The organism is Natronobacterium haloterrestre (assembly GCF_900112205.1).
Lineage (GTDB): Archaea > Halobacteriota > Halobacteria > Halobacteriales > Natrialbaceae > Natronobacterium > Natronobacterium haloterrestre.
The window spans coordinates 232,834-246,732 of the sequence record NZ_FOKW01000008.1 but is presented as its reverse complement, the minus strand read 5'-3'; the positions used below and the strand labels follow the sequence as shown (position 1 = coordinate 246,732).

The following is a 13,899-nucleotide window of genomic DNA, read 5'->3' as shown; positions in this document are numbered from 1 at the left end:
TGCTCGATGGCACCGAAACTCCGTCGGTCTCTTGCGCCCCATGCTTACATTAGGTTCTCATGGAGTAGCAGCGTTTCCATCGAGTCAGGTTTGCAGTCCAACCGGCGGACTACCACACCTTTCGGGCGCGGGTAGTCCCACAGTCTCAGTGTGGTGGACTGCTGGCGGTGCCAAACCGCCGTTACCCCTATCCTCGACCGTGTACGGCGTCCCTGTGTTGTTTTTGCCACGGGGACGTCGGCAAGCGTCAGCAGAGTTGGGGGTATCGTCTTGCTCGCTTTGAGCAGTCGGCACAGACACACGCTTCGAGCATGTGCGTTCACCGACTACCCTTTCGGATACTGCCTCGTTACGTGGGCGGACAGGCCGCCTCCGAAGGACGGTTCGGAATCCGCTCCGTTCCGACCAATTCCTACATGAGCATAGGGCGGCCTGTCATTTAAACGCAACCGTTGGAAACTCGCCGCAGGCGGTTGAATGGCGGTACGTTTTCCAAAGTGACGGCGCGTATCCACGCCGTGAACGACGTGGTATTGCGCCTGTTCAGCCTATAAACAGACCGAATTGATAACTTCCTGTAAAATGTCACCGGCAGTCCGACGCTAGCATGAGGGGGCGTCGAAAAAGCAACTGCTGGCGACAAGACGAATCGTCGGCGAACCCGTCACTCCACGGTGACCGTCTTCAGATCCTCGGCGAACCGGACGTCGCCGTCGTAGTGGGCCCCGATCGACTCGAGCATCTCCTCGTGTCGGTCGTCGGTGTGCGGGTAGAGGTGGGTGAGATAGACCCGACCGATGTCGTGGCCGGCGAGTTCCCGCCCGAGCGTTTCGGGCGTCGGATGGTTCGAGACGTCGACGTCGTCCGGGAACGAGCAGTCGTGGGCCAGGATCGCTGACTCGTCGGCGAAGTTCGCCAGGCCGGCGAACGCCTCGCTGTCGCCGCTGTACGTGAACAGGTCGCCGAACCGGTAGGCGAGACAGGGCAGCGAGTGACGGGTTTCGTAGGCCGAGACGTCGAAGCCGGCGACGGAGAACTCGCCGGGAACGACCTCCCGGACCTGCAGGTCGATCCGGCCCTCCATGTAGTCGTGGACCGACAGCAGGTCGTCGACCAGCCCCTTCGTCCCCTGGGGACCGACGATCTCGAGGTGCTCCTCGCCGGCGAGCCAGCGCGCTTTCATCAGGGGCAGCAGGTCGGCCACGTGATCGAGGTGGTGGTGGGTCAGCAGGATCGTCGACACGTTCTCGTAGCCGACGCCGGACTGCTGGAGCCGGTGGAGGACGCCGGACCCACAGTCGATCAGGAGCGTGCGGCCGTCGTCCTGCACCAGGATACCGGTCTGGAAGCGGTCTCCGGTCGGCATCGCGCTTCCGGTCCCGAGAAAGGTGATGCGCATGCGAGTGGCTGTGCCCGGCCGGGGCAAAAGGATTGCGCTGGCCGCCGGATTCGGAGCCGACGACGGTTTCCCGTCACTCGAGGGGTGCCTTCAGGTCGACCACCGGCGACCCGTCGAGCATGTCCACCCCGGAGACGGCGAGTCGACGCCCGTCGACCGCACGCACACGGCAGGTCGTCACGCAAATCGGGTTCGGACGGTGGGGCGATCGCGTCGAGAAGACTCCTCGCTCCCCGTCACGGACCCGGAGGATCGACCGATCCGCTTCGTCGGCGATCCAGAGGACGTCGACCGTCTCGCCGGCGTCGATCCCCGCGAGTCCGGGCTCGAACGCCGGGGAAAGGACGATATCGCCGTGGGCGGGTTCTTCCCCTCCGAGGCCCTGCCGCGGGGCATCGTCGCTCGTCTCGAAGGGCGTCAGGACTACCCCGATCGGCTCGAGTTCGAATGGCGATCCTGTCATCGGAGGGGGTTCGACCGGGGAAGGCTTGAACCCCATCGCCAGTGGACCGCGGGACGACAGCCCCGCACGACCTTACCTTCACATATGAAGCTACACTCATTTATCGGTCGGCAGAATTCCTCTCGGGAGCCGACGCAGTACGGGTCAGGGTGGAAATCGAAGACCACCAGCAACGGTTATTCGACGTGGAAATGGAGTCGAAGACCATTTTTCCGGATCGATGGAACGTATCTCTCTCGTTCGAATCGAGGCTGTCGAACTGCAGTCTCTGAATACTCGGTTGGGCAGTATATTCATATAATTGGGGTGAAAACGACGGAGCAAGGACCGGGGCCGGCGGGATCGAGACGCGGGGTCCGATCAGTCGGCCGGGAGAACGGGACGAGAGGGACGACATCACGGGGTCGCGGACCGAGTCACGGCGAGAGCTATCGTATGACTATGGCACCAACGCTCACCGAAACCGGGGGACGGGCTGGAAACGACGAACAACGCGGCGGGAGTTTCTCGTCGTCGGTTACGGTACTGCTCGTCGACGACGACGAGGCCTTCGTCGAACTGGTCGCGGACTACCTCGAGCGGGAACACGGGTTCACGACGTACACCGTCACCCGGGCGGATCGGGCCCTCGAGTTCCTCGAGCGCGGAGAGGAGACCGTCGACTGTCTCGTCAGCGACTATCGGATGCCGGGCACGGACGGGCTGGAACTGCTCGAGACCGTGACAGACGGCTACCCGGAACTCCCATTCGTGATGTTCGCGGGACAGGGATCCGAGGAGGTTGCGAGCCGCGCGATCCAGCGGGGCGCGGACGACTACCTCCAGAAGGACACCGGCCGGACCAGGTACGACCTGCTCGCGACCCGGATCCGGAGTTGTGTGACGATCACCCGCCAGCAGCGACAGCTCCGGAACCTCTACGATGCGATCGAGGACGCGGGTCACGCAATGGTAGTCACCGACCGGCAAGGGACGATCACGTACGCGAACCCGTCGATGGCAACCCTCTCGGGGTACGAGGTCGAGGAGCTGGTCGGTGAGACCCCGGCAATCCTCAGTTCCGGCGTTCACGACGAGGAGTTCTACCGGGATTTGTGGGAGACGGTTTCGAACGGCGAGGTCTGGCAGGGCGAGGTGGTCAACGAGCGCAAGGACGGGAGCCGGTACGTCATCGACCAGACGATCGCCCCGATTACGGCCGGCGGACGGACGACCGTGGCGGGCGACGGCGAGGCTGACGGTGACGGGGGCGACCCCCGCCAGCAGGTCGAGGGATACGTCGCGATCAACCGCGACGTTACCGAACGCAAGGAGCGCGAGCGGGAACTCCGCCAGTTCCGCAACGCGGTCGAACGCGCCGGCCACGCCGTCCTCATGACCGACGCCGAGGGGAGGATCGAGTACGTCAACGAGGCGTTCGAACGGATTACGGGGTACGACCGGGAGGACGCGGTCGGCCGGACTCCGGCGATCCTGCGGTCCGGCGAACACGACGAGCCGTTTTACCGTGAACTGTGGGAGACGATCCTCGAGGGCGAGGTCTGGCAGGGCGAGGTGATCAACGAGCGCAAGGACGGGACGCAGTACGTGGTCGATCAGACCATCGCGCCGATCACCGACGCCGACGGGGAGGCGGTCGAGGGGTACGTCGCGATCAACCGCGACGTCACCGAACGCAAGGAACGCGAGCGGGAACTCCGCCAGTACCGCAAGGCCGTCCGCCACGCGGGCCACGGCGTCCTGATCACCGACACCGCGGGCACGATCGAGTACGTCAACGAGGCGTTCGAGGAGATGACCGGCTACTCGAGCGCCGAGGCCATCGGTCGAACCCCCGCGATCCTCAAGTCCGGCGAACACAACGAGCCGTTCTACCGGGAGCTGTGGGAGACGATCCTCGAGGGCGAGGTCTGGCAGGGCGAGGTGGTCAACGAGCGCAAGGACGGGACGCAGTACGTGGTCGATCAGACCATCGCGCCGATCACCGCGACCGGGCAGGGCGGAGGTGGCGACGGCACTCCCTCGCCGGCCGACATCGAGGGGTTCGTCGCGATCAACCGGGACGTGACCCGCCTCAAGGAGTACGAGCGGGAACTCGAGGAGCAAAACGAGCGGCTCAAGGAGTACGGCCACACCGTCGCACACGACCTCCGGAACCCGCTGACTCTTCTCGAGGCCGAACTCGAGACGCTCCGGACGGTCGCCGAGACGGCCGAGTGCGACGACGGCAGGGTCGACCCCGCGGCCGTGCGGGACCGGTGTTCGAACGTCGACGAGGTCGTCGACCGGATGCGAACGCTGATCGACGACCTGCTGACGATGGCCGAACAGGGGCAACTGGTGCTCGACCCGGATCCGGCCTCCCTCGAGACGGTCGCGGCCGAGGCACACCGCCAGATCGGTTCCGTCGTCGACCTGCGCGTCGAGGACACGACCGTCGACGCCGACCCGGACCGGCTGCGCGAACTCCTCTCGAACCTGCTTCGCAACGCCGTCGAACACGTCGGCGACGACGTCGCGGTCCGCGTCGGCCCCCTCGACTTCGAGGAGGGGTTCTTCCTCGAGGACGACGGGCCGGGGATCCCGGAGTCGGACCGCGACCGTGCGTTCGACCGCGGGTTCACGACCGCGGAGGACGGCACCGGGTTCGGGCTGGCGATCGTCGAGCGGATCGCGAACGCACACGGGTGGGACGTCGCCGTGACGGAGGGGGCCGACGGCGGCGCTCGCTTCGAGTTCCGGGCCGAGGACGGGTCCGAGACCGACCGGTAAGCGGCGGCCACGCCACGTCGATCGCCCGACTGCGAGGCCGCGAACGGACTCCCGTTCGGGGGTCACCTGCACCGGCGCAGTTCGATTCCCACTCGCTCGTAATCGGCGAGGGGGTTTCGGCCGGGGCAGCCATACCCTAACATAGAAGGCCAGTGACCCGCGTCCAGATCCAGTTCGAGTACTACGACAAACTCCTGTTCGCCATCGTCGCGAGCCTCGGGTTCGGGATGGCGATCGGGCTCGCGACGTCCGTCGCCTTCCTCACGGGCCTGGCGGGTGGGGCGCTGTTCGCGACGGTGTTCGTGTACGACGCGATGTTCCGGAACCCGCCGATGCCGACCGGCTCCGCGCGGGCGAAGGCCGCCGCGGTCGTCTGGCACGCGTTCCTCCTCATTACGGTCGCGGCGGCCGTCGGCTGAACCGGCGAGCGCCCGGCGCGTTTCACTTTCGATCCGGTGGGCAAACCCTCTTACACGCCGGGTCCTCAGTCCACGGTGATGGACGGAACCGACGGTCTCGAGTTGCCCGTCGACGACGCCCTCCCGTTCGATCCGGCCGAGACGACGATCGAGGACGGCGACGTGTTCGCGTTGCTCGAGCCCGCGGTCCGCGAGTGGTGGCTCGAGGAGTTCGGCGAGTACGTCCCCGAGAACGACGGCTTCTTCACGCCGCCACAGCGCGGCGCGATCCCGAACGTCCACGAGGGGGAGAACACGCTGATCTGTGCGCCGACCGGATCGGGGAAGACGCTCGCGTCGTTTACCTCGATCATCGACGAACTGTACAAGCGCGACCGCGACAGCGAGGACGGGCTGGAGAACTCCGTCTACTGCCTCTACGTCTCGCCGCTGAAATCGCTGGCAAACGACATCCACCGCAACCTCGAGGTGCCCCTCGAGGGGATCGAGTCGATCGTCGCCGACCGGGACGACCAGAAGATGGGCGAGATCCGCCACGCCATCCGCCACGGCGACACCTCCTCGAGCGACCGCCAGAAGATGCTCGAGGAGACGCCGCACATCCTCAACACGACGCCGGAGACGCTCGCGATCCTGCTCAATTCGCCCAAGTTCCGCGAGAAGCTCCGGACCGTGGAGTACGTCATCGTCGACGAGATCCACTCGCTGGCCGCCGGGAAACGGGGTACCCACCTCTCGGTGAGCCTCGAGCGACTCGCGGCGATGGCCGACGGCGAGATCACGCGGATCGGCTGTTCGGCGACGATCGAACCGCTGGAGGAGGTCGCGGAGTTCCTCGTGGGTCGCCGGGAGCCGGGCGGCGAATCGAGGGAGTACGACATCGTCGACGCCCGCTTCGCCCGCGAGTTCGACATCGAACTCGAGTGTCCGACCGACGACCTGATCAACACGTCCCGCGAGGTCGTCCAGGAGCGGTTCTACAGACAGCTCCACGAGCACGTCCAGGACCACACGAACACGCTCGTGTTCACCAACACCCGCTCGGGCGCGGAGCGGGTACTGCACAACCTCCGCGAGCGGTTCGACGGCTACGACGAGGACAACTCCGCCTGCCACCACGGCAGCCTCTCGAAGGAGGTCAGACAGGACGTCGAGCGGCGGCTCAAGGAGGGGAGCCTCGACGTCGTGACCTCCTCGACCAGCCTCGAGCTGGGGATCGACATGCCCCACGTCGACCTCGTCGTCCAGGTCGGCTCGCCGAAATCCGTCGCCGCCCTGCTCCAGCGGATCGGGCGGGCCGGCCACCGCGTCGGCCAGACCGTGACCGGGCGGGTGATCGCCCTCGACCGCGACGAACTGCTCGAGTGTGCCGTCATGCTGAAGAAGGCCGAGGAGGGGTTCGTCGATTCGGTGTCGATCCCGGAGAACGCCCAGGACGTCGCGTCCCAGCACGTCTACGGGATGGCCATCGCCGAGGTTCGCCCCGAGTCGGAGGTGAAAGCGATCCTCCGGCGGGCGCATCCGTACCGGAACTACTCCGAGACGGAGTGGGAGTCGCTCTGTCGTTACCTCACGGCCGACTACGCCGGCCTGGAAGAGAAGAACGTCTACGCGAAGATCTGGCGCGACGAGAACGACCCGCCGGACGGCGAACACCACTACGAGGAGTTCCCCGTCGGCGAACCCCTGATCGGCAAGCGGGGTCGCCTGGCGCGGGTGATCTACATGACGAACATCGGCACCATTCCGGACTCCTTTACCTGCGACGTCTACACCCGCGCGGGCGACGAGTGGGTCGGCCAGCTCGACGAGGACTACCTCGACACCTTAGAGAAGGGCGACGTCTTCGTCCTCGGCGGGGATCACTTCGAGTACCGCTACCGGCGGGGCTCGAAGGTCTACGTCGATCGGACGAGCGCCCGCCCGACCGTCCCCTCGTGGTACTCCGAACGGCTCCCGCTGTCGTACGACCTGGGCCGGGAGATCCTCGCGTTCCAGGGGACACTCCTCGAGCACTACGACGAGGGCGGACCGGCCCGCGTCCGCGCCTGGTTGCGGGAGTTCCCGCTGGACGACGACAGCGTGCGGGCGATCGCGCGGTTGTTCGACCACCAGTTGCGGTACGCCGGCGCGGAGAGCGTCAGCACCGACGGTCGACTCGCGGTCGAGGTCGAACGCGACCGCGAGGAGTACGAACGCCACTACTACGTCCACTCGACGTACGGCCGGAAGTTCAACGACGGGCTCTCGCGGCTGCTTGCCTACCGCTGCGCCCAGGAGGCGACGGCCAACGTCCGCGTCGCCGTCGCGGACAACGGCTTCGTCCTCTCGATGCCGCTCAACCGCAAAGTCGACCTCGAGGGGATCCTCGCGGACCTCGAGGCCGACCAGGTCCGCGAGGATCTGCGGGCAGCACTCGACGGCACGGACCTCCTCCAGCGGTACTTCCGGATCAACGCGACCCGCTCGCTGATGATCCTCAAGCGCTACAAGGGGTACGAGAAGTCCGCGAGCGAACAGCAGGTTTCGAGCGAGATGCTGCTGGGCTTTGCGGAGGACTTGTCGGAGTTCGCCGTCATCGAGGAGACGTACCGCGAGATCTTAGAGGACAAGCTCAACGTCGCGGAGATCGAGGCCGTCGTCGACGCGATCGACGCCGGCGACATCGACGTGGAACGGCACCTCGTGGACTCCCCGACGCCGCGGGCGTTCGGCCTCGCGACGCTGTCGGCCAGCGACGTCGTCCTCGCGGAGGACGAGAGCGCCGCCCTGCAGGCGTTTCACGACCGCGTGCTCGAGGAGATCGGCGACGACTCGCTTCCGGGGGTCGCGTCGGAGGACTGACCGGGCTGGGAGTCGTCCCCGAGGGACTGCCGGCGAGACGTAACGCTTGCATGCCCTCGGGACAGTCTCGAAAGTATGACCGACGACCCGATCCTGAGCCCCGATCCGCCGGAGTGGGAGTTCAAGGATCGCGACATCGCGATCCTCTGTGAACTCTCGAACGATCCGCAACTCTCCTCCCGGGAGTTGACCGACGTCCTCGAGGCGGAGTACGGTATCGACGTCTCCCACGTCACGGTCAGCGAGTCGATCCGGCGGATGCGCGACGAGGGGGTCTTCCGCGAGGCGATCATCCCCAACGAGGAGTACTACATCTTCGCGCTGTTCGAGTTCAAGTTCAACACGGAGAACTTCGCGGACGGGTGGCGCGACGCGATGGAGTACATCGAGTCGGACAAGCACACCCTCTTTTTCTTCCTCTCGGACGGCGAGTACCAGTGGAAGACGGTGATGATGTTCCGAACCCGCCAGCAGGTCTCGAAGTGGATCCACGAGTTCTACAAGGAACACGGGGCCGTGATCTCGAACCTGCGAAACTCGGCGGTTCACAACGTGCTCAAGTTCCGGACGGATCCGGAGATCTACGAGGACCTGCGGCCCGACGACGGGAGCGAGTAGCCGGGACCCGGAGCCGCGTTTCGAACCGCCGTCCGCCGTACCGACCACGGACGGTCACAGCGGCTCGTCGCCCTCGACGATCCGCTTCGCCCGCGCCGCCAGCGCCGGTACGCGATCCTCCATCTTCGGATACATCGGATCGTCGCTGTTGCCCTCGAGGTAGCGCCGGAAGAACATCTCGCCCAGCGCCGCGAGCTTGTAGACCGCGAGCGCGCGGTAGAACCGCTCGTGGTCGAAGGAAAAGCCCGTCCGGGACTCCCAGCGGTCGACCAACTCTTGGCGGGTCGGATACCCGTCTCGCTCCATGAACGTGGTCGTCAGTTCGGGCACCGCGGGATCGGGGTCCTTCGGGTCCCGCCAGTACGAGAGCATCCAGCCCAGATCCGCACGCGGGTCGCCCAGCGTGGCCATCTCCCAGTCGAAGACGCCGATCAGTTCCGGGCGGCCGTCGTCGGTCCCGAACATCACGTTGTCGAGTTTGTAATCCCCGTGGACGAGCGCGTGCGGGTGGTCCTCGGGGACGTTGTCCTGGAGCCACGTCCCGACCTCGTAGAGGTCCGGGACCTCGCGCTCCTCGGCGGTCGTGTCGAACGCCCACATGAGTTGCTGCCCCCAGCGCTCGACCTGCCGCTCGGTGTACCCCGGCGGGTGGCCGAACTCCGCGAGGCCCACGGCCTCGTAGTCGACGTCGTGGATCGCCGCCAGCGTGTCGACGAGTTCCTCGCCGATCCGCCGCCTCGAGTCGGCGTCGGCGAACGCGTCGGGTTCGGCCTCGCGCAGGACCTCGCCCTCGAGTCGCTCCATCACGTAGAAGTCGCTGCCGATGACGTCGTGGTCCTCGCAGGCGAGCAGGGGTTCGGGGACGGGGACGTCGGTGTCGACCAGCGCCTTCGTCACGCGGTACTCCCGGAGCACGTCGTGGGCAGTCTCGGCCGTCTCCCCCGGCGGCGGCCGGCGAACGACGAGTTCACGGTCGCCCCACGTGACCAACAGGGTCTCGTTGGAGTGGCCGGCCTGGTGGCGCTCGACCGCGTACTCCTCGTCGTCGACGTCGCCGAGGTGGTCGGTCAGGTACGCGGCCAGGGCCTCCTCGTCGACCAGCCGCTCGTAGTAGTCCTCGCTCATAGTGATCGATACGCAATCCCACTCGTTCCTTAACGAAAATAGTTACGACGAGATAGTAAGTTTACAATGTATTCCAGCGCGGGCCGCTCACTCGTCGTCGACCCCGAGGATCTCGAGGACCTCGAGCGGCGAGTCGATCCGGTAGGCGACCGCGGGGCCGTCCTCCGCGCCGAAGGCGACGCCGTCCATGCCCGCGGCGTCGGCTCCGGCGACGTCGTGGTCGTAGCGGTCGCCGACCATGAGTGCGCGTTCCGGGTCGATCTCGGCCTTCTCGAGCGCGGTCTCGAAGATCGCCGGGTCGGGCTTCGTCCGGCCGACTGCTTCGGAGGTCGTGATCGAGTCGAACCGGTCGCGGATCCCGAAGGTCTCGAGGATCCGTTTCCCCTCGCAGTCGTCGACGTCGCTGACGACGCCGACGTGGTAGTCGGTCGCGGCGAGCCGTTCGACCGCCTCCACCGCGCCCGGGACGGGTTCGATCGCCCCGCGGACGCGCTCGTCGAACGCGGGTTTCCACGCCGATTCCGGCACCTGCTCGCCGACGACGGCGGCGACACCCTTGGCGTACCCCTCCCGGGCGGATCTGAAGGCCGTTCCCTCCCGCTCGCGGAAGTGCTGCCCGACCGCTGCCCGCCAGGCTTCGACCGCTTCCTCCCGGTCGGTCTCGAGGTCGTAGCGGTCACAGAGCCAGTCGACGAACGCGGCGTGGGCCCGCCCGACCGACTCGAGGTCGAGGAGTACGCCGCCGATGTCCCAGAAGACGGCGTCGTAGCCGTCGGGGTCCGTCGCGTCGCTCATCGGTTGCCCTCGCGCAAGCGCGTACGGCGGCACGCTCGAGGACGGTTTCGGGCTCGATCGGCGCTCGGTAGGGATCTCGACCCCATCGGTCTCTCACGGTCCGTCGCGGACGGACTCGTCCGTTGGGTGCCCGGCCACTCACTTAACTGTGCGGCACTCGTGCGTATTTTTATTAACGTTGTGTGCGTATCGGGTTCTATAGCTAACGATGGTAGCAATATATCGGTTCGGTACGGGTGACCGCGCATGAGCACGTCCCAGTTTAGCGTCGACGGCGACGTCGCCGTCGTCACCGGGGCCTCGAGCGGGATCGGGGAGGCGATCGCGAAGTCGTTCGCGGACGACGGGGTTGACGTCGTCATCTGCTCGCGCGAACAGGAGAACGTCGATCCGGTCGCCGAGGAGATCGCGGAGAGCGACCGGCCGGGCGAGGCGCTGGCCGTCGAGTGCGACGTGACGGACCGCGAGGCGGTCGACGCCCTGGTCGAGGCGACCGTCGAGGAGTTCGACGGCCTCGACGTACTGGTCAACAACGCTGGGGCCTCGTTCATGGCCAACTTCGACGACATCTCCGAGAACGGCTGGAAGACCATCGTCGACATCAACCTCCACGGCACGTACAACTGCATCCAGGCGGCCGCCGACCATCTCAAGGACGGCGGCGGCTCCGTCGTCAACTTCGCGAGCGTGGCGGGCCAGCAGGGAGCGCCGTACATGAGCCACTACGGAGCCGCGAAGGCGGCCGTCGTCAACCTCACGACGACGCTGGCCTACGAGTGGGCGAGCGAGGACGTCCGCGTCAACTGTATCGCACCCGGATTCGTCGCGACGGAGGGCGTCGAGAGCCAGATGGGCATCTCGGCCGACGACGTCGACCGCTCGGCGGTCGAACGCCGGATGGGGACCGTCGAGGAGATCGCCGACCTGACCCAGTTCCTCGCAAGCCCCGCGTCGTCGTACATCGTCGGCGAGACGATCACCGCGCGGGGCGTCCCGGACGTCATGGAGTCGCCGGACGTCTAGCACGCCCTCGAGGAAGAACCCCTTCGGTCGCTCACAGCCGCGGCCACGCGGCGAGAAAGGCCAGGATCGCCAGGTTCGCGAGGATGCCGGCGAAGGCGACCGTCCAGTCGAGCGTCGTGAGGACCAGCGACAGAACCGTCACCGCGAACAGCAGCGGTCGCCAGTGGGTCCAGCGGGTGACCATGGCGGCGGCAGACAGGACGAATCCGACGGCCGCGACGGCGTTCAGGGCGCCGACGACCCGGATTCCGGTATCGCCGACGTCGAGGACGCCGCCGAGCAGCGTCGTCTTGTACGGTAGTTCCGCCAACTCGAAGAGTTCCAGGTAGACGCCGGTACCGAGCAGGTGGATGAGCCCGTGGATCGTGATCGCGACCGCCGCGATTCGGGTGAGCGTCCGTTTCACGGGCGATCACCGTCCGCTGGTTTCCCGGGGCTCGTCCTCCAGTCGGTTCCGTCCAGGCGTCCGATTCCGCACGGATGCACGGTCCGTCGTACGACGGCGGGGAACAAATACACCGACCTCGAGCGTGTGCTCGCGAGACGGCGGTCGCGACCGTCGCGACGTCGACAGCTACAAACGCCGCATCGTCCCAGTTGGTGATATGCCGGGGAAGGTACCACCCGACGAGTTGTTCGCACACGTCTTCGAGCGGACGGGAGAGGCCGACGTCGACGAGACCGTCCTCCAGGGACCCGCCGACGGGGAGGACGCCGCTGCCATCGACTGGCCCGGCGGCGACCTCGTCGTGAGTTCCGACCCGATCTCGCTCGCGGCCTCGCAGGTCGGCAACCTCGGCGTCCACGTCGCCTGCAACGACGTCGCCGCGTCGGGTGCCGACCCCCGGTGGCTCACCGTCGTCGTCCTGCTGCCCGACGAGACCGCCGATCTCGAGGCGATCACCCGTGACCTGGACGCGGCCGCGAGCGAGGTCGGCGCGTCGATCGTCGGCGGCCACTCGGAGTACGTCGACCAGCTAGAGCGGCCGCTCGTCTCGCTGACCGCGATGGGGGCGACCGAGTCGTTCGTCCCCACCGGCGGGGCCGAGCCGGGGGATGCCGTCCTGCTCACGAAAGCGGCGGGGATCGAGGGCACCGCGATCCTGGCGGCCGACTTCGCGGAGGACCTCGAGGTCGATCCCGAAACCGTCGATCGGGCGGGCGCCTTCCTCGAGGAGATCAGCGTCGTCCCGGACGGTCGGGCCGTCCGCGAGTTCGCGACGGCGATGCACGACCCGACCGAGGGCGGCGTCGCCGCCGGCCTGCTCGAGATCGCACGCGCCTCCGGAGTTCGGCTCGAGATCGACCGCGAGGCCGTGCCCGTCCGCGCGGAGACCGAACGGCTCTGTGCGGCCGCGGGGGTCGACCCGCTCCGGATCTTCGGCTCCGGCGCGTTGCTCGCTACGGTACCCGGAGAGCACCGGGACGAGGCTCTCGAGGCGCTTTCCTCGGCGGGCATCGAGGCTGCGACCGTCGGAACGGTTGCCGAGGGCGAGCCCGAACTGGTCCTCGACGACGAGGTGATCGGAGAGCCCGTAGCGGACGACCTCTATCCGCTCTGGGCGGCCGCCGACGCGACGGAGTAGCCGGACTGGATCGCGACGGTCGCCTTCTCGTCCCCGTGCTCATCACCTCACCGACCCCGTTACGTCCCTCGATTATATCATAGACTATATTTATTGGCAATCGGCATTATCACTCAGGGCTATTTATGAACGACATTCATCCGCAGTCGATCTGGGACGACGTCTCGAATCGGATCGGCGAGGATCTACGGGCTGTCGTCTGCTACGAGGCAACCGACTTCGAACCCGTACTGCGCGAGGACGTCCGAACCGAGTACTCCGGGTCCGACCTCCAGGCCGTCGTCGATCGGACGATCGTTACCCAACTGTCGGTCGATCGCGACACGGGCGCCTTTCGGGCGGGCGAGTTCAGCGGGTTCGTCCGGGCCTTCGACGACGCCTGGTTCCTCTCGGTCCCGGACCCGGTCGATCCCAAAGCGGGAATCCTGGTATCCGTCGATCGGGGCAGCGACGAACCGATCGACGGCGACCTCGAGTGGTGTCTCGACTACCTCGAGAAGCGAGTGCCGTCCTCGAGTCCCTGAAGGGGGCTCGTCCGGTCGACGGTCGGCGATGGGCGTCGGCGGGTCCGACTCTTCAGTTTTCGTACTCACTCCGGGTCCGTCTCCGGTTCGTCGTTCCGGTCCTCGAGGAACAGACGGATCCCCATCACCGGAATGAACAGGAAAAACACCAGCATGACCGCACCCGAGAAGATCGAGAACAGAAACTCCGGCGAGGCCTCGAGCGGGCGCAGCCAGGCCGCGATCAGCAGGCCACCGAACAGCGATACGACGCCGAGCACGAGGAGGTCCTTGGGGTAGACCGGCAGGTCGTCTCCCTCTGCCTGGGACATATCGGCTCTTGCGAGAGAGG

General features: G+C 66.6%; 13 protein-coding genes. 7 read left to right on the top strand and 6 right to left on the bottom strand.

Annotated elements, in window-relative coordinates:
• Positions 1-664: 664 nt before the first annotated feature.
• Both BM113_RS16135 and tsaA read right to left on the bottom strand, forming a co-directional pair.
• Positions 665-1,399: an MBL fold metallo-hydrolase gene (locus tag BM113_RS16135; protein WP_089789071.1), complete on the bottom strand. Its 735-nt coding sequence runs from the start codon at positions 1,397-1,399 to the stop codon at positions 665-667.
• 73 nt (positions 1,400-1,472) lie between these two features.
• Positions 1,473-1,862 (bottom strand): tRNA (N6-threonylcarbamoyladenosine(37)-N6)-methyltransferase TrmO, encoded by a 390-nt coding sequence (gene tsaA / locus BM113_RS16130; protein ID WP_089789070.1) that lies wholly within the window; start codon positions 1,860-1,862, stop codon positions 1,473-1,475.
• Positions 1,863-2,297: 435 nt separating this feature from the next.
• Between tsaA and BM113_RS16125 the strand changes: the two genes are divergently transcribed.
• The 4 genes from BM113_RS16125 to BM113_RS16110 all read left to right on the top strand — a co-directional run bounded on the left by BM113_RS16125 (position 2,298) and on the right by BM113_RS16110 (position 8,515).
• A complete protein-coding gene (locus BM113_RS16125; RefSeq protein ID WP_245758077.1) occupies positions 2,298-4,634 on the top strand; it encodes a hybrid sensor histidine kinase/response regulator in 2,337 nt (778 codons plus the stop codon).
• Between the two features lie 227 nt (positions 4,635-4,861).
• On the top strand, positions 4,862-5,053 hold the full coding sequence (locus BM113_RS16120; RefSeq protein ID WP_394327721.1) for a DUF8015 family protein: 192 nt from the start codon (positions 4,862-4,864) through the stop codon (positions 5,051-5,053).
• A gap of 78 nt (positions 5,054-5,131) precedes the next feature.
• On the top strand, positions 5,132-7,897 hold the full coding sequence (locus tag BM113_RS16115) for an ATP-dependent helicase (protein WP_089789067.1): 2,766 nt from the start codon (positions 5,132-5,134) through the stop codon (positions 7,895-7,897).
• Between the two features lie 75 nt (positions 7,898-7,972).
• The gene (locus tag BM113_RS16110; RefSeq protein ID WP_089789066.1) at positions 7,973-8,515 is read left to right on the top strand and encodes a winged helix-turn-helix domain-containing protein; all 543 of its coding nucleotides are present in this window, start codon (positions 7,973-7,975) and stop codon (positions 8,513-8,515) included.
• A gap of 54 nt (positions 8,516-8,569) precedes the next feature.
• On the opposite strand, the gene BM113_RS16105 is transcribed toward BM113_RS16110, so the two are convergent.
• Together BM113_RS16105 and BM113_RS16100 are read right to left on the bottom strand one after the other, a co-directional pair.
• Positions 8,570-9,640: a phosphotransferase family protein gene (locus BM113_RS16105; RefSeq protein ID WP_089789065.1), complete on the bottom strand. Its 1,071-nt coding sequence runs from the start codon at positions 9,638-9,640 to the stop codon at positions 8,570-8,572.
• Between the two features lie 87 nt (positions 9,641-9,727).
• Positions 9,728-10,435 (bottom strand): HAD family hydrolase, encoded by a 708-nt coding sequence (locus BM113_RS16100; RefSeq protein ID WP_089789064.1) that lies wholly within the window; start codon positions 10,433-10,435, stop codon positions 9,728-9,730.
• Between the two features lie 246 nt (positions 10,436-10,681).
• On the opposite strand from BM113_RS16100, the gene BM113_RS16095 reads away from it, so the two are divergent.
• Entirely contained in the window at positions 10,682-11,458 is a 777-nt protein-coding gene (locus BM113_RS16095) for an SDR family NAD(P)-dependent oxidoreductase (RefSeq protein WP_089789063.1), read from the top strand.
• 31 nt (positions 11,459-11,489) lie between these two features.
• On the opposite strand, the gene BM113_RS16090 is transcribed toward BM113_RS16095, so the two are convergent.
• Positions 11,490-11,864, bottom strand: a complete 375-nt coding sequence (locus tag BM113_RS16090) for an ABC transporter permease (RefSeq protein ID WP_089789062.1) — start codon at positions 11,862-11,864, stop codon at positions 11,490-11,492.
• A 199-nt stretch (positions 11,865-12,063) separates the two neighbouring features.
• Between BM113_RS16090 and BM113_RS16085 the strand changes: the two genes are divergently transcribed.
• Together BM113_RS16085 and BM113_RS16080 are read left to right on the top strand one after the other, a co-directional pair.
• Positions 12,064-13,044: an AIR synthase family protein gene (locus BM113_RS16085; RefSeq protein ID WP_089789061.1), complete on the top strand. Its 981-nt coding sequence runs from the start codon at positions 12,064-12,066 to the stop codon at positions 13,042-13,044.
• Positions 13,045-13,169: 125 nt separating this feature from the next.
• Positions 13,170-13,568 (top strand): DUF7522 family protein, encoded by a 399-nt coding sequence (locus BM113_RS16080; RefSeq protein WP_089789060.1) that lies wholly within the window; start codon positions 13,170-13,172, stop codon positions 13,566-13,568.
• 65 nt (positions 13,569-13,633) lie between these two features.
• On the opposite strand, the gene BM113_RS16075 is transcribed toward BM113_RS16080, so the two are convergent.
• A complete protein-coding gene (locus tag BM113_RS16075; protein ID WP_089789059.1) occupies positions 13,634-13,879 on the bottom strand; it encodes a hypothetical protein in 246 nt (81 codons plus the stop codon).
• Positions 13,880-13,899: the final 20 nt, after the last annotated feature.